At 62.0% G+C, this 22,077-nt stretch carries 18 protein-coding genes; 14 read left to right on the top strand and 4 right to left on the bottom strand.

Translation table 11 applies throughout. The features are described 5' to 3' along the window. Window positions 1-23: 23 nt before the first annotated feature. The 10 genes from HDE77_RS08325 to HDE77_RS08280 all read left to right on the top strand — a co-directional run bounded on the left by HDE77_RS08325 (window position 24) and on the right by HDE77_RS08280 (window position 12,386). Window positions 24-458, top strand: a complete 435-nt coding sequence (locus HDE77_RS08325; protein WP_184416715.1) for a PDZ domain-containing protein — start codon at window positions 24-26, stop codon at window positions 456-458. Window positions 459-558: 100 nt separating this feature from the next. After that, window positions 559-1,899, top strand: coding sequence for a sigma-54 dependent transcriptional regulator (locus HDE77_RS08320; RefSeq protein WP_184416714.1), 1,341 nt, complete (start codon window positions 559-561; stop codon window positions 1,897-1,899). Window positions 1,900-2,030: 131 nt separating this feature from the next. Further along, window positions 2,031-3,404 (top strand): ATP-binding protein, encoded by a 1,374-nt coding sequence (locus HDE77_RS08315; protein WP_184416713.1) that lies wholly within the window; start codon window positions 2,031-2,033, stop codon window positions 3,402-3,404. Window positions 3,405-3,791: 387 nt separating this feature from the next. Continuing rightward, the gene (locus tag HDE77_RS08310) at window positions 3,792-4,736 is read left to right on the top strand and encodes an SPFH domain-containing protein (protein WP_184417013.1); all 945 of its coding nucleotides are present in this window, start codon (window positions 3,792-3,794) and stop codon (window positions 4,734-4,736) included. A gap of 10 nt (window positions 4,737-4,746) precedes the next feature. After that, a complete protein-coding gene (locus HDE77_RS08305) occupies window positions 4,747-5,193 on the top strand; it encodes an NfeD family protein (protein ID WP_184416712.1) in 447 nt (148 codons plus the stop codon). A 391-nt stretch (window positions 5,194-5,584) separates the two neighbouring features. Further along, on the top strand, window positions 5,585-6,127 hold the full coding sequence (locus HDE77_RS08300; protein ID WP_184416711.1) for a fimbrial protein: 543 nt from the start codon (window positions 5,585-5,587) through the stop codon (window positions 6,125-6,127). Window positions 6,128-6,252: 125 nt separating this feature from the next. Beyond that, on the top strand, window positions 6,253-7,008 hold the full coding sequence (locus HDE77_RS08295) for a fimbria/pilus periplasmic chaperone (RefSeq protein ID WP_184416710.1): 756 nt from the start codon (window positions 6,253-6,255) through the stop codon (window positions 7,006-7,008). A gap of 4 nt (window positions 7,009-7,012) precedes the next feature. Further along, a complete protein-coding gene (locus HDE77_RS08290) occupies window positions 7,013-9,640 on the top strand; it encodes a fimbria/pilus outer membrane usher protein (protein ID WP_221444186.1) in 2,628 nt (875 codons plus the stop codon). A gap of 10 nt (window positions 9,641-9,650) precedes the next feature. Continuing rightward, window positions 9,651-10,820: a fimbrial protein gene (locus HDE77_RS08285; RefSeq protein ID WP_184416709.1), complete on the top strand. Its 1,170-nt coding sequence runs from the start codon at window positions 9,651-9,653 to the stop codon at window positions 10,818-10,820. A gap of 291 nt (window positions 10,821-11,111) precedes the next feature. Beyond that, window positions 11,112-12,386, top strand: a complete 1,275-nt coding sequence (locus HDE77_RS08280) for a threonine/serine exporter family protein (RefSeq protein ID WP_184416708.1) — start codon at window positions 11,112-11,114, stop codon at window positions 12,384-12,386. A 175-nt stretch (window positions 12,387-12,561) separates the two neighbouring features. Here HDE77_RS08280 and HDE77_RS08275 read toward each other — a convergent pair whose 3' ends face one another. The 3 genes from HDE77_RS08275 to HDE77_RS08265 all read right to left on the bottom strand — a co-directional run bounded on the left by HDE77_RS08275 (window position 12,562) and on the right by HDE77_RS08265 (window position 15,476). Next, complete coding sequence (locus HDE77_RS08275; protein ID WP_184416707.1) at window positions 12,562-12,885, bottom strand: H-NS histone family protein; 324 nt, start codon at window positions 12,883-12,885, stop codon at window positions 12,562-12,564. Window positions 12,886-13,236: 351 nt separating this feature from the next. Further along, entirely contained in the window at window positions 13,237-14,934 is a 1,698-nt protein-coding gene (locus HDE77_RS08270; RefSeq protein WP_184416706.1) for a proline--tRNA ligase, read from the bottom strand. A 113-nt stretch (window positions 14,935-15,047) separates the two neighbouring features. Beyond that, window positions 15,048-15,476, bottom strand: coding sequence for a DUF4124 domain-containing protein (locus HDE77_RS08265; RefSeq protein WP_255482607.1), 429 nt, complete (start codon window positions 15,474-15,476; stop codon window positions 15,048-15,050). Between the two features lie 108 nt (window positions 15,477-15,584). On the opposite strand from HDE77_RS08265, the gene HDE77_RS08260 reads away from it, so the two are divergent. Genes HDE77_RS08260 through rimI form a run of 3 tightly spaced genes read left to right on the top strand, consistent with a single transcriptional unit; the run spans window position 15,585 to window position 17,343 of the window. Further along, window positions 15,585-16,367 (top strand): phosphatidylcholine/phosphatidylserine synthase, encoded by a 783-nt coding sequence (locus HDE77_RS08260; RefSeq protein ID WP_184416705.1) that lies wholly within the window; start codon window positions 15,585-15,587, stop codon window positions 16,365-16,367. After that, on the top strand, window positions 16,364-16,867 hold the full coding sequence (locus HDE77_RS08255; protein WP_184416704.1) for a hypothetical protein: 504 nt from the start codon (window positions 16,364-16,366) through the stop codon (window positions 16,865-16,867). Before HDE77_RS08260 ends, HDE77_RS08255 begins: the two co-directional genes overlap by 4 nt. 5 nt (window positions 16,868-16,872) lie before the next feature. Continuing rightward, window positions 16,873-17,343: a ribosomal protein S18-alanine N-acetyltransferase gene (gene rimI, locus HDE77_RS08250; RefSeq protein ID WP_184416703.1), complete on the top strand. Its 471-nt coding sequence runs from the start codon at window positions 16,873-16,875 to the stop codon at window positions 17,341-17,343. A gap of 605 nt (window positions 17,344-17,948) precedes the next feature. Here rimI and HDE77_RS08245 read toward each other — a convergent pair. Next, on the bottom strand, window positions 17,949-20,843 hold the full coding sequence (locus tag HDE77_RS08245) for a valine--tRNA ligase (RefSeq protein WP_184416702.1): 2,895 nt from the start codon (window positions 20,841-20,843) through the stop codon (window positions 17,949-17,951). 604 nt (window positions 20,844-21,447) lie between these two features. Between HDE77_RS08245 and HDE77_RS08240 the strand changes: the two genes are divergently transcribed. After that, window positions 21,448-22,077 (top strand): DDE-type integrase/transposase/recombinase (locus HDE77_RS08240; protein ID WP_184416701.1); only part of this gene is annotated, 630 nt, incomplete at its 3' end.

Below are 22,077 nucleotides of genomic sequence, written 5' to 3'. Positions count from 1 at the left end.
AACAGCTCATGCGGAGATACGACATGCGATGTCTTGCACTCTGCGGCACCCTGGTACTGGCCACCGTTCTGGCGCAGCCGGTGATGGCCGGTGACTGGTACAAATATCAACTGAACACCGACGACAGTCTCAGCTGGCGTGATCCCGGTCACGCACTCAAGCTGCATTCGGATAGCACCACGGGGATCACGGTCAGCAAGACCAGCCCCGGCTCGCTATGGGGAATGCAGCAAGGCGACGTGATCGTTGCGGTCGACGATCACCCCGTGCAGCACGTGAGCGAACTGCTCGCCCGACTGCGTTCGAGCAAGCCGGCAGCGGTGAAGCTGCACTTGCGCCGGGGGGATGCCTCCCTGGTGCTGGCGGTGGCTGCTGCCGACTACGCAAGCATCGTGGACGCTGCACCGCCTGCACCGCCTGCACCGCCATCTCCACCCGCACCCCCGTCTGGAGGGTGAGGAATCGACCCGGTAGTTGCCCTCGACGGTCGACTGGCCCGATAGTCATGGCAACCATTTGGCAGGGAGCGGCATCAATGACCGCATGTGTAGACGAAAAATGCGAACTGTCCTGATCATCGACGACAACCCGGCCGTGGGCGAAGCGCTCTCGCTGGCATTGTCGCTGCACGAAATTCGGCCGCTGGTCGCATTGACGCCCGAGCAAGGCCTGAAGCTGCTGGAGACCGAGCAGGTCGACGTGGTGATCCAGGACATGAACTTCACGGCCGACACCACCTCGGGCGAGGAGGGCGTGGCGCTGTTCCGGGCTATCCGCGAGCATCACCCGGATCTGCCGCTGATCCTGCTCACTGCATGGACACATCTGGAAACCGCGGTCGAGCTGGTCAAGGCCGGTGCTGCCGACTACCTGGCCAAACCGTGGGACGACAGCAAGCTGCTGGCCACGGTGGAAAACCTGCTGGAGCTGTCCGAGTCGACGCGGGAAGTGGCACGTAGCCGGCGCGAGCGCCGCCATCGACGTGAAGCGCTGCAGGGCAAATACGATCTGGACGGTCTGGTGTTCGCCTCCGAAGCGATGGCGCGCACCCTGGAGCTGGCCTGCCAGATCGCCCGTTCGGATGTGCCGGTGCTGATCACCGGCCCGAACGGCACCGGCAAGGAGCGCATCGCCTCGATCGTGCATGCGAACTCGGCGGTAAAGCGAGGTGCGTTCGTCGCGGTGAACTGTGGCGCGCTGCCGGGCGAGCTGATCGAGGCCGAACTGTTCGGTGCCGATGCTGGCGCATACACCGGCGCGAACAAGGCGCGCGAGGGCCGCTTCGAGCTGGCTGATGGTGGCACGTTGTTTCTGGACGAGATCGGTAACCTGCCGCTGCCCGGGCAGATGAAGTTGCTGCGGGTACTGGAAACCGGCCAGTTCGAAAGGCTTGGCTCCGGCCGCACGCGACAGGTCAAGGTGCGCGTACTGAGTGCGACCAATGCCGATCTCAAGGCGATGATCCGCGCCGGCACGTTCCGCGAGGATCTGTATTACCGGCTGAACGTGATCGAAGTGAACCTGCCGTCGCTGGCCGAGCGCAGCGACGACATCCTGCCACTGGCGGAATATTTCCTGGACGGCCGCGCCGAACTCGGTGATGCCGCACGCGAAGCCATGCTGAACTATCCGTGGCCTGGCAATGTGCGCGAATTGAAGAACGCGATCGAGCGCGCTGCACTGCTTGTCAGTGGTGGCCCGATCACACCCGAACTGCTCAACCTGCCACTGCACGTTGCCACCGCTGCGCGTAACCTGGACGAACCCAGCCGCGAGGCGGTAGAGACGGCACTGCACAAGGCCGATGGCGTGGTCAGTCGCGCTGCGCAGAACCTGGGGCTGTCGCGGCAGGCGTTGTATCGACGGATGGAGCGGTATGGATTGGCCGCGCCTGCCTGAGCGCTTGTCGATGGTCTTTGATACGGGCCGGAGAAACCATGAACAGGCTCCAAGGGGTAGGCTCTTGATCAACTTTTCAGGGATGCTTTGGCCATGCGACCGTTGGTGCCTCTCATCGTGATCCTCATCAAGTGATTACCCTAAAAGTCCGCCTGACCCTTCTGCTAGGCGTGGCGGCGCTTGCCGGCGCGTTGATCTACGCCGGCGTCACGCAGTGGCCGCTGCCGCAGTTGCTGGCCTGGTCGCGGAATGATCTTGGCCTGAAGCTTTCTGTATTCAATCAATTGAGCATGCTTGGCGGCTTGCTGGTGACCGTGCTGTTGCTGCTGCCGCTGGCATTCTGGCTGGCAGGCCAGGTGATGGCGCCGGTGAGCCGGCTGCTGCGTGCACTGGAAGGCGCGGTGGCGAGCTACCGCGATGGCGATTTCAGTTTCTCGATCGCCATCAATCGACGCGACGAGCTCGGCGAACTGATCCGCATGCACAACGCACTGGGCCAGACCCTGCGCGAGCAGCGCCAGCATCTGGTGCAGCGCGAACTGCTGCTGGACACGGTGGTGCAGAACACGCCGGTGGCGCTGGTGCTGACGGATGCTGCCGGTCGCGTGGCCTACGCGAACATTGCCTCGAGACATCTGTTCAATGAGGGCCGCAGCCTGCACGGGCTGGATTTTTCCGAGCTGTTGGCCGACGCGCCCGAAGCGCTGCGTCGCGCGGTGGAAAGCGGTGAGGACGCGCTGCTCAGCGTGGAGATGGATGGCAGCGACGAAACCTTCCATCTCTCGCAGCGGGCGTTCCGGCTGCAGGGTCGACCGCATCGGCTGCAGTTGTTCCGACGCATGACGCGCGAGCTGTCACGACAGGAAGTGGCAACCTGGAAGCGGGTGATCCGGGTGATCAGCCACGAGCTCAACAACTCGCTGGCACCGATCTCCTCACTGGCGCATTCCGGTGCCGAGCTGGCGCGGCGTGGCGACACTGCGCGCCTGCCCGGCGTGTTTGCCACCATCGGCGAGCGTGCCCGACACCTGCATGGGTTCATCGCCGGCTACGCCAGTTTCGCCAAACTCCCGGCACCGCAGCTGGTGACGGTGGAGTGGGCGCCGTTCCTGGAAGGACTGTCGCTGCATTGTCGCTATCGCCTGGCGACGCCGATACCGGCACAGCCGGGTCGTTTCGATGCGGTGCAGATCGAGCAGGTGCTGATCAACCTGATCAAGAATGCGCATGAGTCGGGCAGTGCGGAGGATGGCGTCACGCTGTCCATCCTCGAAACGGGCCGCGACCTGCGCATCGAAGTGGCTGACCGCGGCCCCGGCATGACCGAAACCGTGCTGGCCCAGGCGCTGCTGCCGTTCTATTCGACCAAGCGTTCCGGCACGGGGCTCGGCCTGGCACTGACCCGCGAAATCGCCGAGGCGCACGGTGGCCGTGTGCTGCTGGCCAATCGCGAAGACGGTGGCTTGCGCGTGAGCTTGTTGCTGCCACATACCGTGACGCATTGAGCGACCCTCGTTGACGACCCATGGTTTGCGGACCATGTAGGAGCGCACCCTGTGCGCGAGCTCTCGCGGGACACGCCCTTTGTGGAAGCGACTTCAGTCGCGATAGCACTTCGTGCAAGTCACCACTGAAAACACACAAGCCCAGGTTGTGCGCCCTCCCCTGCTTGCAGGGGAGGGCTGGGGGTGGGGTTGCTCTTTAGTCCGAAGATCAAAAGCACCCCCTCCCAACCTCCCCCTGCAAACAGGGGGAGGAGCAAGGACTGTGGCTCACACGATTCTTGGCAGGGATGATCGCCAGTCACCGTGTCGAAAAAATTTATAGCAGCCTCTGACCTACAAGCTTCCTTATACTCAAGGCTCATCAGGATAGGGAGTCGGGTAATGGCAATGGGACAGCTTCTTGCGTTGGTCATCGTGCTGGTCGTCGTCATCGGCGTGGCCAAGCTGGTGCGTATCGTGCCGCAGGGTTTCGAATGGACGGTGGAAACGTTCGGCAAATACACCCGCACGCTCAGCCCGGGCCTGCACCTGCTGATTCCGATCTATCAAACCGTAGGCCGCAAGATCAACATGATGGAGCAGGTGCTGGACGTGCCGTCGCAGGACGTCATCACCAAGGACAACGCGGTGGTGCGCGTCGATGGCGTGGTGTTCTACCAGGTGTTGGATGCATCCAAGGCTGCCTACGAGGTGTCCAATCTGGAGCAGGCCTCGCTCGCGTTGATCATGACCAATATCCGTACCGTGCTCGGTTCGATGGACCTGGATGAATCGTTGAGCCAGCGCGATGGCATCAATGCGAAGTTGTTGCGCGTGGTCGATGAGGCGACCCATCCGTGGGGTGTCAAGGTCAACCGCATCGAGATCAAGGACATCGCACCGCCGCGCGATCTGATCGACGCGATGGCGCGACAGATGAAGGCCGAGCGCGAGAAGCGCGCGAACATCCTTGATGCGGAAGGTTTTCGTCAGGCCGCGATCCTCAAGGCCGAGGGTGAAAAGCAGTCGGTGATCCTGGCCGCAGAAGGCGAGAAAGAAGCAGCATTCCGCGCGGCCGAGGCGCGCGAGCGTTCGGCCGAAGCGGAAGCGAAGGCAACCACGATGGTGTCCAACGCGATCGCCAACGGCAACGTCAATGCGCTGAACTACTTTGTCGCGAACAACTACGTCGAGGCGTTGAAGGAAATGGCGAAGTCGCCAAACCAGAAAATGCTCTTGCTGCCCATCGAAGCCACCGGAATTCTGGGTTCACTGGCCGGCATCGCCGAGCTGGCCAAGGAGTCGCTGGGCCAGCAGCAGAAATCGGCGGCGATCCAGCCGCCGCTACGCTGAGGACCGCGTTATGTGGGAGCTATCGACGCATTACCTGTGGTGGATCCTGGCGCTGCTATTGATTGCCGGCGAAGTCCTGATGCCGGGTTACTTCATGTTGTGGATCGGCCTGGCGGCAGCGGCGATGGGCGTGGTGTTGTGGCTCGTGCCGTCGCTGGCATTGCTGGCGCAGGCGGTGCTGTTTGCCCTGCTGGCGTTCGCCGCCTGCCTGGTCTATGCGCGCCTGTTACGGCCGAGGCTGGAACGGCGCGTACCGGGCAGTGAGCGGTTGAACCGTCGTGGCGAGCAGATGATCGGTCAGCGTTATGTGCTGATCGAGCCCATCATCAACGGTCGCGGCAAGGCATGCGTGGGCGACGGTCAGTGGCTGGTCAGCGGACCGGATCTACCCCTGGGCAGCACCGTGGAAGTAGTGGCCGTCGATGGCACCACGCTGAAAGTGCGTGCCGCGCCTTAGCGCGCCTGCGCGAAAAAAAACATCATCTGGCGTCATTCCCAAGGCCTCGCAAGAGGCCTTTTTTTTGGCTGTCAAAAACAGGGCTGTATCTATCGCCTGCCACACGGTTGTGTCGATGCACTGCGCGGACGAGGCCATGGCGGTACGCGATTTAAGGGTTTTCTCATACGGGATTCAGACCTTTCTCATATCAGCTCTGTGATGGGCATCACATCATGTCGGGGTCAGATCCGACCCATCGCTGACTTCCCAGAGCCATCCGACACAGGCAGCCAAGGGTGGTGAACGAAGGGTCTGCTGGCGGTACGACCTTGCCGACACAGGTCGAACAAACCCCTGGCCAAATGCGGAATTTCCCCGTGACTCTCACCATAGATAGAAGGTTCTACGCATGAAAATCAACAAGCTCTTCCTTGCCATGGTCATCGGTGCTGGCGCGCTGGCCTCGCAGTTTGCGTCGGCTGCTCCCACCACCGGAAACATAACGTTCAATGGTGCCCTGACTGCCGATACCTGCGTTGTCACGAACGGCACCTCGGGCAACATCACCGTGACCCTGCCGACCCTGCCGGCGGCAAACTTGAGCGCGGGTGGCACCACTGCGGGCAGCACGCCGTTCCAGATCGTTCTCACCAGTTGCCCCACGCTGATTCCGGTGCGTGCCTTGTTCAGTGCGGGCAGCGCAGGTATCACCACTGACCGACTGAACAACACCGGCTCGGCTGCCAAGGTTCAGATCCAGCTGCTCAACTCCGCGTCCACGGTGATGACATTGAGCCAGACCACCGCTGCCACCCAGGGCGACTTGCAGGTGGTGACGGACGCAACAGGTGCCGCGACGCTGAAGTACACCGCCCAGTATTACGCCAATGGCGGCGCATCTTCGGCCGGTTCCGTTACCTCCAACGCGGTGTACACGATCGTCTTCAACTAAGACGTCGCGACAGAACGGCCGCAGTCATCGACTGCGGCCGCTTTCGGGCCCTCGTCCATCGACAGGGTTCTGTATCTCCTTCACTCCCCCTCAAGTGCCATGTGCAAGGTGTTTACGTGAAACCCATGTCGACGTTCCGTGCGTTGCTTCACGCCAGCCTCGCGATCACAGGTCTGGTGGCTGGCCTGAATGCAAATGCTTCCGTGGTGATTTCGGGTACGCGCGTGGTTTACAACGGCGCGGACCACGAAACGACCGTCAAGCTCACCAACAAGGGTGAGATGCCGGCACTCACCCAGGTGTGGATCGACAAGGGCGAGGCCGAGGACGCACCCACCAACATCCAGGTGCCGTTTACGGTGACGCCACCGGTGGCGCGTATCGATCCGGACAAGGCGCAGACGCTACGTGTGCTCTATACCGGCGAGCCGTTGCCGAAAGACAAGGAATCGGTGTTCTGGCTCAACGTGCTGGAGATCCCGCCGAAGGCGGGCGAGTCCGACGAGGCCAGCCGCAACTACCTGCAGTTCGCCATCCGCTCGCGCATCAAGTTGTTTTTCCGCCCGGCAGGACTGGAGGGAAGCGCCATGGACGCTCCCTCGAAGCTGAGCTGGCGTCTGGTGCAGGACGGCACCACGCAGATAATCGAAATCCGCGACCCCACGCCCTTTTATGTCTCGTTTGCCAGCGTGGATGTCGGTGCGGGCGGCAAGCACGCCACATTCGATGAGGGTGGCATGGTCGCTCCCGGCGAAACCGTTCGCTTCAAACTGAAAGGAACGAGCGCACCTGCGGCCGAGGCCAAGGTGCATTACCGGGCCATCAACGATTTTGGCGGAATCACCGAAGGAGATGCGTCGCTGTCGTCAGCTGCGCGTTGATTCGATGAAAAAGAACAAGGCAGGGAAGAGGAACAAAGCCCGCCTGTTTGCATGCGGCATCTACACCGGCAAGGTATTGATGCTTTCGTTGGCTGGCGGCGCGTCTGTTGCGATGGCCGCCGAGTCTGGCAGCGCAGTGAACGAAGTCGACTTCAGCACCGATTTCATGCGTACCGGCGGTACGGTCATCGACGTCAGCCGCTACAGCAAAGGCGCTGTCCTCGTTCCGGGGCAATATCGCGCGGATCTGTATCTCAACAAAGTCTGGATAGGCCTCAACGACGTGAATCTGCGCAGTTTCGACGGCGGAGTGCAGCCATGCTTCGATCGCGCATTGCTCGAGCGTATCGGTGTGGATCTCTCCAAGCTGAATCCCGACGCCGCGTCGAAGGTGGAGCAGGGCGAGTCATGCACGCCGCTGTCGCAGCTGGTGCCGGATGCGACGGCAGTGTTCGACATGTCGGAGCAGCGGCTCGATATCAACCTGCCCCAGGTTGCACTGCTCAACCATGCGCGCGGTTACGTCGATCCCGCGTATTGGGACAATGGCGTAACGGCCGGCCGGGTGGCCTACAACGCCAACGTCTATCACGGCAACTCGGGCGGGCATACAGACACGCAGAGCTATGTCGGTCTCAACGCGGGCTTCAACGTGGGCGCGTGGCGCTTCCGTCATGTTGGCAACTACAACAGTTCGGACACGGGCACGCACTACCAGAGCGTGCAGACCAGTCTGCAGCGCGCCATCGCGCCGCTCAAGAGCCAGCTGACCCTCGGCGATGCGTTCACTGACGGCATGATGTTCGACAGCGTCGGTTTCCGCGGTGCGCAGCTCGCCACTGACGACCGCATGTATCCGGAGTCGCAGCGAGGCTACGCGCCGGTCGTCCATGGCATTGCCAATACCAACGCCAGGGTGCAGATCCGCCAGAACGGCAACATCATTTACGAGACCACCGTGGGTGCAGGTGCCTTCGAGATCAACGACCTGTACCCGACCGGCTACGGCGGTGACCTCCAGGTCGTCGTCACCGAAGCCGACGGCAGTGTGCACACCTCGCAGGTGCCGTTCGCGCCGCCAGTCAACGCAGTGCGCCAGGGCGTTACGCGTTTCAGTGTCACTGCCGGTGAGTACCGGAACCCGTCAGTGCGCGATACCCCGTGGCTGACTCAGGCCACCATGCAGCACGGCTTCTCGAACCTGCTGACAGGCTATGGTGGCGTGACGGCTGCCGACGGATATGCCGCAGCCGTGGGCGGTGTGGCGCTCAATACCAGCTATGGCGCCCTCGGACTCGACGTGACGCAGGCCGATACGTCTCTGCGCAATGCGCCGGACATGCAGGGGCAAAGCGTGCGCCTGAGCTATAGCAAGCTGGTGGCGCCCACCAACACGAACATCACGCTGGGCGCTTATCGCTACTCGAGCAACGGCTACCTTGGTCTGCAGGACGCCATGCTGATGCGCGAGGTCGACCGTGGCCGCAGCCTCGGTGGTGTCGGCCAGATCGACCGAACGCGCGGGCGTTTGCAGGCCACGGTCAACCAGGATCTGCCCGCGGGCTATGGCAGCTTCTATGCGTCGGCATCCACGCAGGACTACTGGAATCGCAGCGGTCGGGATACCCAGTTCCAGTTTGGCTACAACAACAATTTCCGGCGCTTCAGCTTTGGCGCAACGGCGGCACGGCAGTTCGATGTCATCAGAAAGCGCTGGGACGACCAGGTGATGTTCACGGTCGGCATTCCGTTGGGCAGCGGCGCGTACCGTCCTTATTCGACGAGCACCCTGCAGCACGACAGCATGGGTGCAACCACCATGCAGGAGTCGTTGTCAGGAACGCTCGGCACCGACAACGCTTTCGGCTACGGTCTCAATGCCTCGCATGCCACTGGAACAGATTCGGGCAGCACATCCAACGCGGGCGCGAATCTCAGCTACGTCTCACCTGTCGCACGCTTTACGGGCACGGCGAGCCGTGGACAAGACTATACGCAGACCGGCGCCGGTATCTCCGGTGGCTTCGTGGTGTACGGCGGTGGCGTGGCGTTCACGCCGAGCATGGGCGAGACCTCGGTCATCGTCGAGGCCAAGGATGCCGCCGGCGCACGGGTGGCGAACGACATCGGCCTGAAGGTCGATCGTTGGGGTCACGCGCTGCTCGCGAACGTTGTGCCGTTCTCGCGCAACAGCGTGGAGATCGACCCCAAGGGCCTGCCACTCAACGTGGAATTGAAGTCCACTCAGCTGCAGACGGCGCCCACTGCAGGCGCCGTGGTGAGGCTCAAGTTCGAAACCGAAAACCTGGGCCGTTCCGCTGTTCTGCGACTGAGTACCCCCGACGGCAAGCTGCCGCCGTTCGGTGCGGAAGTATTCGACGCCGAAGGGAACAGCATCGGCACCGTCGCCCAGACCGGCCGCGTAATCGTGCGCGGCCTCAAGTCCAACCAAGGCGAAGTCGTCGTGAAATGGAACGGGCCACTGGCGCAGAGTTGCCACGCGCGTTACACGCTGCCGGAAGGTGCCAAGGGTGATCCCAATGCGATCACGATCGTGTCCACGCCGTGTCTGCTGGATGTGGTCCAGATGGGTAGCGCGGCAGCCTCCCCGAACAAGAATGCGACACCGTGAGATTTATCCGATGAAAGCCACTGATCGTTTCAAGCATCGTCATTCGTTCCGGCCTGCGCTTGGAAGGTGGGTGGCCGCCATGGTTGCCGCGCTGGTCACTGGGCGACGGAACGCATCGCTCACCACGGGTCGGCAGACCAAGTCGTCAGCATCGCGCCTGGCTCGACCAGGTTTCGCCTGCGCAATGTTGTTTGTCGGTCAGTTGGCGCATGCCGGTGTGACCTGCGTGGGTGGGTTGTCGGGGCCATTCCGACTTCCCGTTCCGTCTGCGGCGGCGATTCCACCTGATCTGCCGGTGGGGAGCTGGGTTGGCGGCTATACCGCGTCAGTGGGCAACACGAACGGATTGAGCTGCACCGCGGCCTTTGGCTCTCCGCTGCAGATACAGGCCGAATCGATGATATCGGGCGGTAGCACGATATCGGTTCAAGGCGCCTCGTACACGGTGTACCCCACTGGCGTGAGCGGTCTTGGCGTCGTGCTGTTGTTTACGGGGTACCTCGGCGGCACCACCTCGTATGGTCCGGGTGAAGTGGCTTTGACGGGCAATGGCTATATTTCGGGGGGCAGCCACAGTTACGGTTTGACGTACATACAAAGTGAGGGCGCGATGATCAGGGCGCGATACGTCAAGACCGGACCTATCGCAGCGGGCTCGTTCACTTTGTCGGCGGCCCAGATCATGGACATCAGGCCGGTGACCGACGGGAATAACTACCATACCCAGGTATTCTTCGCCGCCACGCCGATCGTCGTGACCGTACCCACCTGCACCACCGCCGATGTGACCGTGCCCATGGGCAACAACAACTCGGTGACTGGCTTCAAGGGAGTGGGTAGCCGGCTCGCGAACAAGTCATTCGTGATACCGCTCACTTGCCAGGCGGGAATCAACTCCATCTCTTACTCGCTTAGCCCGAACAATGGCAGCATCGGCCAGACGAACAACGGCGTCGCCCAACTGACGACGACCAGTAGCGCCAACGGGGTCGGCATCCGGATTGCGGACCCGAGCACCGACAACCCCATCGCGTTCATCTCATACAACACCTATACCGGGTATGCCGGTGCCGCCGGCAACTACACGATTCCGTTGAGCGCTTCGTATGTCCAGACCGGCTCCAGCGTCACGCCCGGCACCGCCAACGCAGGCGTGGTCTTCACGCTGAACTACCAATAGCCGGGACGCGTCGGCGATCCGCATCGGCGTTTAGCCCAGACGCCCCAACCGATCGCATCTCTCGAGGCCACCGCGATGGCGCGTTCTTCCTTGTCATGTAGTGCTGGCAGAAAGGCGTGTGCTGTTGCAGCGTACCGGGTATGGCGGACATCCCGAGGCAGGCTGTGGTTTGGCGTCGTCGCTGCAGGTAGGCATGGACGTCCAAATCAGTTCTACTAACCGCATGTCTACAGCGCACTCTAAATCTTCGCTTCCGCCACGCATGCGTCCCGCCACGATGATGCGCACCCGATGAATCCTGCCTTTGTTGTCACCTCACTGGCCACGGCACCGCTGAATACCCGTATCGCATTTTTGCTGGAGCTGGCGCGGCGGCTGCATCAGTACGGCACCTCTGCGCCGCGACTGGAGATGGCGATCGCCGGCGCGGCCCAGCGGCTTGGGCTGACCGCCGATGTGTGGTCAAGCCCCACCGCCATCATCGTCTCGTTCACCGACCTGATGCAGAGCGACGAAGCCATAGCGCAGACCACCCAAGTGATGCGGCTGGCGCCAGGGGACGTCAACCTGGGGCGGCTGTGCGAGGCAGATGAAATCGCCGACCAGGTGATTGCCGGCGAACTTGATTTGCGTGAAGGCTTTCATCGATTGCGCGAACTGGGGCGTCCCGATGGTCGCCGTGCGCAGGCCGGGGTGATCGCCACCTATGGTTTGTCCGCCGCCAGCGTGGTGGCCCTGTTTCTGCACAGCTCGTGGCCGGACCTGCTGACCGCGGGCTTCATTGGCCTGATCATCGGCACGATTACCGTGCTCGCGCCCCGTAGACCTCGGCTGGCGGCCGCTAGCGAGGCGATCAGTGCGATGGTGGCCACCGCCGTCGCCATCATCGTCAGCGCGTTCGTGGTGCCGTTGGCGATCAAGTCGGTGGTATTGGCCAGCTTGATCGTGCTGGTTCCGGGCATGTCGTTGACCACCGCGGTGCGCGAAATCTCCAGCCAGCATCTGGTGGCCGGCATGGCGCGCATGGGTGGGGCGGTGTCGACCCTCCTCAAACTCACGTTCGGCACGGTGGCAGCAACCCAGCTGTGTGCCGCAGTGGGTATCCATGCGCGCGACTATGCGTTGTCGCCCCTGCCTGGCTGGGTCGACTATCCCGCGCTGGTGGTTGGGGCGTTCGGCTTCGCGATCCTGTTTCGTGCGGCCCGCAGGGATTGGCTGGTGGTGATGGGAGCGGTGATCGTCGGTTATCTCGCAACGCGTTGGGGCGGCCAAATCTCCGGCTCCCTGCCGGGTGCGCCGACTGGCGTATTTCTTGGCGGCTTTCTGTTGAGCGCGCTCGCCAATGTCTACGCTCGCTGGATGAAGCGGCCGGGCGCGGTCATTCGCGAGCCGGGCATCATCCTGCTGGTGCCGGGTAGCGTCGGTTTTCGCAGCATGTCCTTCCTGCTTGAACGAGACACCACGCTGGGCATGGATACCGGTCTGTTGCTCGTGACGCTGCTGGTTTCACTAGTGGCCGGGCTGATGTTTGGCGATCTGCTGATTTCGCCACGCCGCTCGCTTTGAGGTCGGGGCAGAGGATTTGCAATCCACCCGGAATGCATCAGCTGGTTCCCGACGTTCTGCCATAAATAAAAAAACGCCGGCTTGAGGCCGGCGCTTTTTGTCATGCGAAGTTGACGTTACGCGCAATTGTCGATCAGGACGTCATGCCCGGATCATGACAATGAGGTTGCGTCAATTAAATCGCCAGATCCTTTTCCCTCTTGCCTGCTTTCAACGCATCATTGAACCAATGCGGACGCTTGCCGCGGCCGGACCAGGTCTGCTCCGGGTTGGCCGGATTGCGGTATTTCGGTGCTACCGTGCCGGTGCTGCGGCGGGTCTTGACGCGCCCCTGTCCGAAGATGTCTTCGAAGACATAACCCTCGGCCTTGATCAGCGCATGCACTTTCTCGCGCAGCTTGACGACCTTTTCCTTGCGCAATTCGGTTTGACGCACTTGCGCCTTGCTGATCAGATCAACGAGTTGGGCATGATTGAGGCTCTTGATATCGACGGCCATGATTGACTCCCGGGGGTGGTGTCGTAATTTGCGGTCTGGTTAGAGCAGTCTGGCTATTATTGGGGAAGAAGCCTGACGCAATGAAAGCTGTAGCGGGTTTGATTCTCGCTGATCTGCGGAATGCTTGTAAAGCTTGATCGTGACGTTAACCATGATTTAAACATCAGGCATGATTAATGCCGATCCGTGTAATTTGAATAAGTGTTGTGCGAGAAAGTGTTTTCCGCGTGACGGACACTACGCAAACACGCCACTGGGAACGATTCAATTAAGCCCCAAACTCGTCATTCCGGCTTTTACGGATTGACGAGTTCGGTGTTGCAGTTGTCTCTTGGTACGGTATAGCCGCACTCAACCCAGAAGGGCAAACAGCTCGGCCTGACCGATGGCGCGGCTTTCTGTTTCGTTACGGGCGCGGTATTCCAGTGTGCCGGCAGCCAACCCTCGCTCGCTGATGACTACACGGTGCGGAATACCGATCAATTCCATATCGGCAAACATGCCGCCCGGACGCAGGCCGCGGTCGTCCAGCACCGCTTCGATGCCGCGCTGGCTCAATGCCTGATAGAGCGCCTCGGCGGCCTCGGCCACTTCCGGCGTGTTCTTCGGATTGATCACGCACACCGCGATCCGCCACGGCGCCATCGCCTCGGGCCAGAGGATCCCGGCGTCGTCATGACGCTGCTCGATTGCCGCGGCGACGATGCGGCTGACGCCGATCCCGTAGCAACCCATGGTCATCAACTGAGGCTTGCCCTGGTCGTCCACCACCGTTGCGTTGAGCGCCTCGGCGTATTTCTGGCCCAGTTGGAACACGTGGCCAACCTCGATACCTCGAGCGATATGCAGAACGCCATGACCATCCGGTGACAGGTCGCCGTCGACCACGTTGCGCAAATCGGCGATGCGTGTGATCTGGGCGTCGCGCAACCAGTTGGCGCCGGTGTAATGACTGCCGTCCGCATTACCGCCGCAGACAAAATCGCCGAGTACCGCGGCATCGCGATCAACAATCACCGGAATGGAATCGGGCAGGCCGACTGGACCAATAAAGCCAGGCCGGGTACCTGTGGCGGCGAGGATTTCCTCCTCGGATGCCAGTACGGGTTCATCCGGCAATTCCGCCAATTTGCCGGCTTTCACCTGGTTTATTTCATGGTCGCCGCGCAGGCACAGTGCGACCAGCCCCTCGGTGCCACGCAACAACAGGGTTTTCACGCATTGCTGCGGCGACACTTTGAGATAGCCGGCGACGTCATCGATGGTTTTCTGGGTAGGGGTGTCCACTCGTTGCAAGGCGGCAGTCAGGGCAGGGCGTTCAATCGTCGGCGCCAATGCCTCAGCTTTCTCCAGATTCGCGGCGTAGTCAGAGCCATCGGAAAACGCGATGGCGTCCTCGCCGGAGTCGGCCAACACCTGAAATTCGTGACTTGCATTGCCGCCAATCGCGCCGGTATCAGCCTGCACGGCACGAAAGGTCAGCCCCAGCCGGGTGAAGATGCGCGTATACGCCTGATACATCGCCGCGTAGGTTTCGGCCAGCGATTCCTGGGTGAGATGGAACGAATAGGAATCCTTCATCAGGAATTCGCGCGCACGCATAATGCCGAAACGCGGACGGATCTCGTCGCGAAACTTGGTCTGGATCTGGTAGAAGTTGACCGGCAACTGCTTGTAGCTTTTCAGCTCATTGCGGGCGAAGTCGGTAATGACTTCTTCATGGGTCGGGCCATAGCAGAACTCCTGCTGCTTGCGATCCTTGATTTTCAGCAGCTGGCCACCGAATTTCTGCCAGCGGCCGGTTTCTTCCCACAGCTCTTTCGGCTGGATCGAGGGCATCAGCATTTCGATCGCACCGGCGCGATTCATTTCCTCGCGCACCACGTGCTCGACCTTGCGCAGCACGCGCAGGCCCAGCGGTGACCAGGTATACAGACCCGAGGCGAGTTTGCGGATCATGCCAGCGCGCAGCATCAGCCGATGGCTGGTGATTTCGGCGTCGGCAGGTACTTCCTTGACGGTGGCCAGGTGAAATTGGCTGAGGCGCATGCGGGCAGTCCGGCGTGATAAAGACGCCAATTGTAGCGTTCTGCCGGCGTGCACTGTCATGACTGTGCACGCCGGCATGAGCGAAAGCCCCGTCGGCGGCGTGAACCCAGGGATTATTGGGACTGGCAATACTGCTGATATTGGGCCTGGGCCGAACCCGTTTGTTCCTTGCGCTGACTGTCGTCCAGCGCGGTGGATTTGTCGCCTTGCTGCATGACCACCGGAGCGCTGCCTTGCAGGGCAGCGATATTGGATTTCAGTGATTCGCACAGCGTGTGGCGGTTTTCCGGCGTATCCGCTATTGGTGCGGCAGGAGCGGCAGGCGCGGTCGTGGCTTGCGCGGCATTGGCCGCCGGTGCAGGTGCAGGTGCAACCAGCGGTTCCACGCTGCCATTGGTTTTCACCTTGTTGAATTTGGTGCCCTCTGCCGGCGGAGATTGTGAGTAATGCACGGTGCCACCGGCGTCCGTCCACTTGTAAACCTGGGCATTGGCGAGCGGGGCCAACAACAGCAGCGTCACGGCGATCAGCGAACGGTGCATGGTGCTCTCCATCATGGTTGCGGCAAGGTGGTTAGTTATCACATTCCGGCGGCCCGGACTCAAGCACCCGATGGTTTACACTGCGCGCATCCCGTCACGGATTGATTCATGAGCGACGTTCTGCCAGTTCGCCCACCTCGACATCGAGGTATTTACCTGTTGCCAAACCTGGTGACCACCGGCGCCATGTTTTCGGGCTTCTACGCGATTATCGCCAGTATCGGCGGGCGTTACACGGAAGCGGCGGTGGCGGTATTCATCGCCGCGGTGCTGGATGGCCTGGATGGCCGTGTGGCGCGGCTTACAGGTACCCAGACCGAGTTTGGCGTGCAGTATGACTCGCTGTCCGACTTGGTCAGCTTCGGGCTGGCGCCGGCGCTGGTGATGTACACGTGGTCGTTGTCTGCATTGAAGGATTTCGGCCCGCTGTGGGGCAAGCTGGGCTGGGCGGCGGCATTCATCTATGCGGCCTGCGCGGCGCTGCGGCTGGCACGCTTCAATACCCAGGTCGGGGTGGCCGACAAACGCTATTTCCAGGGCCTGGCCAGCCCGGCAGCGGCCGCCGTTTGCATGTCGTTCGTGTGGAGCGTCGACAAATTCGGCCTCGACGGTAGCGAGTTTTGCTTCATCACGCCGGTACTGGCGGTAGTCGTCGGCTTGCTGATGGTCAGCCGGTTTCGCTACTTCAGCTTCAAATCGTTGCCGATGGGTGACCGCGAGCGCGTGCCGTTTGGCTGGATGGTGGTTGCCGTGCTGCTGCTGGCGCTGCTGATCCTGGATACGGCGCGGGTGCTGTTCATCGGATTCACGACGTATTTGTTGTCCGGGCCGGTATGGACCATCTGGGGACTGGCCACTCATCGGCGCCGGACACGGCGCAACGCGGTATGAACCTGAGCGCCCGCCAGCCCGTCAGTGCCAGCCATCGCGCCCGCGTATTGCAGGCGCTGGGCGTGACCCCATGGGTGCGGCGTGTAGTACCGGACGATGCGGCGGGAGTGACCGAGTCGGGTCGGGCCGTCGATGCAGCAGTGGACATCGGCGCGGGAGTCGCCTGCGTGGTGGTATTGCCGGAGGGTTGCAGCACGCGCGAGCTCGATTTGCTCGGGCGCGCGTTCAGTGCTTTTGGCGCGCTGCTGGCGCGCGCTGCACGAATCACCGTAAGTGGCGGACAACTTGCCGCGAACGTGCCCGAGGCGCGGGCCTATCTGGTGTTCGGCGAGGCACAGGCACATGCACTGGGGCGTACGTTGTCGCCCGAGGTGATGCAACGCGCGCAGATCGTGCTGGCCGATGAACCGGCCCTCGTACTGACCCGTGCGGATGCCAAACGACGGCTGTGGAGCGCACTGCGCAGTTTGCGCCGTGGGCTGGCTCCAACGGACGGCTGACCGCGATGGCCGCCGTCGTTCGCCCCGTTGCCCAGATGCGCACCATGCGCATCGAGGATCTGGCGGTGGTCAGCGCGATGGAAACTGACTCCTACGAATTTCCCTGGTCGATCGGCATTTTCGGCGACTGCCTGAAAACCGGGCACCCCTGTTGGGTGCTGTGCATGGGTGCGGCAATCGCCGGCTACGGCATCCTGTCGATCGGTGCCGGCGAAGCACATTTGCTCAACATCTGCATTGGCCCGGCGTTTCGCGGGCAGGGGCTGGGCCGGCATCTGCTGGGCCGGTTGCTGGACATCGCTCGCTGGCACGGTGCCGAGCGCCTGTTCCTCGAGGTACGTCCATCGAACCCGCTGGCGAAGACGCTATACGAATCGGTGGGCTTCAACGAGATCGGCCGACGGCCGCGCTATTACCCGGCGAGGAACGGGCGTGAGGATGCGATTGTGATGGCGCTGGAGCTGCTGCCTGCGTAGCGCGCTTCGCGGTTTTGAATAAAGTGCTCTCAGCGTTCGCCTCCTCTCCCTTTTGGGGAGAGGATTGAGGTGAGGGGCGGGTGCTCGCGGGACTGCTAATTCTTCATCACCCAGCGCAGGCCGGGGCCCAGCGCCCTTGCTGCGCTTGTTGCCCTTGTGGGAGCGACTTCAGTCGCGATGCTTTGGCTTGGTTGCCTGGCTTGCTTGCTTCAGGGCTTGAGAGCGTTTCACCCTCCTGCGGAGGGCGAGTCACTTTTCTCTTGTGTGGCCAAGAGAAAAGTAACCAAAAGAGAAGGCCACCCCGCTTGGCGCTTGCCGGGCATCCCTGCCCGGCAAGTCCGTGAGGCGGGGCCGGGCTTTTCGACAGGACTCCTGTCCTGACGAAAAGGGATCGACATCCATGTCGATCCCCCTGCGGGCCTGTCGACCCCACCTCACCGCCGCACAGGGGCCCCGGGTAGAGCGGCGCGCGTCCTGCGCGCACTCTTGAAAGAGCCGCGAGCTACGAGCCAAAGGCAGCCCAAAGCCCAAAGCCCAAAGCCCAAAGCTCAAAGCTCAAAGCTGAAAGCTGAAAGCTGAAAGCTTGGGCCATTAAATGTGCGACTTCAGCCCAGCTTTTGCTCTTGTTCGCGCAGGGCGGTCAGCGTGATGTTCCAGTCAGTGATGCGCTGGCGTTCCTGCGTGACCACTTCTGCCGGTGCATTGGCGACGAAGTTGGCGTTGCCGAGTTTGCCTTCGCACTTTTTGATTTCGACTTCGATGCGGGTGATTTCCTTGCCGAGGCGTAGCTTCTCGGCGCCGAGATCGATCAGGCCGGCGAGGGGAATCATCACGCGCAGCGAACCCACCACGGCGGCGGCAGCGGCGGGCTCGTCAGCGCCACTTTCGATCCACTGTGGTGATTCGACGCGGGCGAGGAAGCTGATCTGTGCGGCGAACTTTGCCACGCGTGCTCGATCGCTGGCGTCGCCATCGGCGAGCAGTAGCGGGATGGTCTTGCCGGGCGAGATATTCATTTCCGAGCGGATCTTGCGGATGCCGCTGAGCACGTTCTTGAACCACTCGATTTCGGCCGTCGCAGCGTCGTCAGCAACGATCTCTTCGGCCTTTGGCCACGGGCGCTGCATCAGGCTGCCTTCGGCAAGTGCGAGCTTCGGCGCCACGGCCTGCCAGATTTCCTCGGTGATGAAAGGGATCACCGGATGCAGCGCGCGCAACACGCTTTCCAGCACCACCAGCAGCGTGTGGCGGGTCGAGGCCGCAGCGGCGGTGTCATCACCGTTCAACGCCGGCTTGGACAATTCCAGGAACCAGTCGCAGAACTCGTTCCAGACGAATTCGTAGAGCTCCTGCGCGAGGTAATCGAAGCGGTAGCTGACGAAGTGCTGTTCGACATCGGTGAGCGTCTGCTTCAGCCGGGTGAGAATCCAGCGCTCCGCCTCGGTCACCGGCAGTTTCCCTTCTTCCTGCGGGAGAAGGTGGCGCGAAGCGACGGATGAGGGTGCGGGCGCGCCGGAAGTTGCGGCTTCGTCCGAACCCTCACCCGGCTCCAAATTCATCAACACAAACCGCGATGCGTTCCACAGCTTGTTGCAGAACGACTTGTAGCCTTCGGCACGCTTGATGTCGAAGTTGATCGTGCGGCTGTAGCTGGCCAGCGCAGCGAACGTGAAGCGCAGTGCGTCGGTGCCAATCGACGGGATGCCGTCCGGATAATCCTTGCGGATGCGCTTCTCGACCTTCTGGCGCACCTGCGGGATCAGTAGCGACCTGGTGGATTTTTCCACCAGCGGCTCCAGCTCGATGCCGTCGATCAGGTCCAGCGGATCCAGCGTGTTGCCCTTGGACTTGGACATCTTCTGGCCTTCCGCGTCGCGCACGATCGCGTTGATGTAGACCTCGCGGAACGGCACCTGGCCGGTGAAGTACTTGGTCGCCATCACCATGCGGGCGACCCAGAAGAAGATGATGTCGAAACCGGTAACCAGCACTGCGCTGGGCAGGAAGATCTTGTCGTTTTCCCAGTTCGCGACGACCTCGCCACGCTCGTTCTTCACCGGGCCATCAGCTGGCCAGCCCAGCGTCGAGAACGGCCACAGTGCGGAACTGAACCAGGTGTCCAGCACGTCATCGTCCTGGCGCAACGCACCGACGGGTGCGACGGTCGCGTTCGCGCGCGCGTCCGCCTCGTCTTCGCCCACGAAGATATGGCCGGACTCGTCGTACCACGCCGGAATGCGATGACCCCACCACAGCTGGCGGCTGATGCACCAGTCCTGGATGTTGTCCAGCCATTGCGTGTAGGTCGTCGTCCAGTTCTCCGGCACGAACTTGATTTCGCCCGAACGCACCGCGTCCAGCGCCGGCTCGGTGATCGCCTTGCGGCCACCTGGACGTCCATCCTGCTGCACGTCCGAGGTGAGGTCGACGAACCACTGGTCGGTGAGCATCGGCTCGATCACCGCGTCCGAGCGCTGGCTCACCGGAACCTGCAGCTTGTGCGGTTTGGTCTCGACCAGCAGGCCGAGGGATTCCAGGTCAGCCAGTACCGCCTTGCGCGCGTCGTAGCGGTCGAGGCCCTGGTATTTCACCGGTGCGTTGCCGTTGACCTTCGCCTCCAGCGTGAAGATCTCGATCGGTGCGAGCTTGTGGCGCTGCCCGATCGCGTAATCGTTGAAGTCATGCGCCGGCGTGATCTTCACGCAGCCGGTGCCGAAATCCTTGTCGACATAATCGTCGGCGATCACCGGAATCTCGCGATCGCTTAGCGGCAGCGTCAGCATTTTGCCGATCAGGTGCTGATAGCGTTCGTCGTCCGGATGCACGGCAACGGCGACGTCGCCAAGCATCGTCTCTGGACGGGTGGTGGCGACCACCACCCTCTCATCGCTGCCGCTGACGGGATAGCGAATTGACCACATGTGGCCATCGCGCTCCACGTTGTTCACTTCCAGGTCCGACACCGCCGTGCCAAGCACCGGATCCCAGTTCACCAGCCGGTTGCCGCGATAGATGAGCCCCGCCCGATACCAGTCGATAAATACCTTGCGCACCGCGGCCGAGAGACCCTCGTCCATCGTGAAGCGCTCGCGCGACCAGTCGGCGGCGGCACCGATGCGGCGCATCTGGTTGGTGATGGTGGAACCTGACTCCTCCTTCCATCGCCACACGCGCTCGATGAACGCGTCGCGCCCCAGGTCATGCCGCGACTTGTTCTCGACGGCCAGCTGGTTCTCCACGATTTTTTGCGTGGCGATGCCCGCATGGTCGGTGCCCACCTGCCACAGCGTGTTCATGCCGCGCATGCGCTGATAGCGCACCAGCATGTCCATCACGGTCTGCTGGAACGCGTGCCCCATGTGCAGCGTGCCGGTGACATTCGGCGGCGGCAGCAGGATGCAATACGGCTCACCCTTGCCCGACGGCTGGAACGCACCGCTGGCTTCCCAGCGCGCATACCACTTCGACTCGATCTGGGCGGGTTCGAAACTCTTTTCCATCGGGATTGGGCTCGTTGGCGGGCGCCGGGGCACACGCTTTGTCTTGGGGGGAAAGGGTTGATTGTACGGGGAGGGGGCTGGGCTGCCAAAAATGGGTGGCGCCAGGCTCTAACCACCTTTCTCTGCCGGCGCTGCCTCCTCTTCTTTTGGGAGGGGGCTGAGGTGATGGTTCGGGTGCTCGCGGGAGTGCTTGATTTTCGTCACCCCGGCACAGGCCGGGACCCAGCGCCCTTGCTGCTCTTGTTGCTTTTGTGGGGGCGACTTCAGTCGCGATGCTCTGGCTTTGTAGTTTGGCTTTCAGAGCTTCAGAGGCTCAGAGCCTCAGAGCCTCAGAGCCTCAGAGCCTCAGAGCCTCAGAGCCTCAGAGCCTCAGAGCCTCAAAGCCTCAGAGCCTCAAAGCCTCAAAGCCTCAAAGCCTCAAAGCCTCAAACCTTGAGAGCTCAAGAGCGTTTCGTCCTCCTGCGGAGGGCGAGTCACTTTTCTCTTGTGTGGTGTATAGACCGGAGACACGGGTAACAGACGTGCCAAGACATGGGTTACACCTCGGCAGGAGTTCATTGCCTGATCGAGGTGTCGTTCCATGCCCTGGAAGGAAGCCACACCGATGTCCCTTCGTAGTGAATTTGTCGCCCTGGCCAAAGGCCACGGCATCAGCGTGACTGAGCTGGCCCATCGTTTTGGCATCAGTCGCAAGACAGCGTACAAATGGTTGCGCCGCGAGGCCGCCAGCGAGCCTTTGATCGATCGGTCACGGCGCCCTCGATGCTCCCCGATGCAGACGGCCGAGGTGTGCGAACGTGCTGTGGTGGCACTGCGCCAGCAGCACCCGTGTTGGGGCGGCCGCAAGCTCCATCGCGTGCTGCTCAATCAGGGGCATGACGAGGTCCCGGCACCCAGCACCATCACCCATATTCTGCGCCGGCACGGCCTGATGCCCGGCAGCCAGGTTGCGGGTGGGCCCAAGCCTTGGCAGCGCTTCGAGCATGCCTCGCCCAATGATCTGTGGCAGATGGATTTCAAGGGCACGATCGCCGTGGGCACAGGCCGCTGTGATCCGCTGACCGTGCTCGATGACCACTCGCGCTACAACCTGGTCCTGCAGGCTACGCCGGACATGCGCGGTGCCACCGTACAGCGCACCCTAACGGAGACCTTCCGTCGCTACGGTTTGCCGGTGCGCATGAACATGGACAACGGCTCACCGTGGGGCAGCCCCGGTGGCGATTCACGCGGC

The sequence above is a fragment of the Rhodanobacter sp. MP7CTX1 genome (genome assembly GCF_014205795.1).
GTDB lineage: Bacteria > Pseudomonadota > Gammaproteobacteria > Xanthomonadales > Rhodanobacteraceae > Rhodanobacter.
Note: the sequence above shows the minus strand (reverse complement) of the source record. Positions and strands in the feature narration are given on the sequence as shown.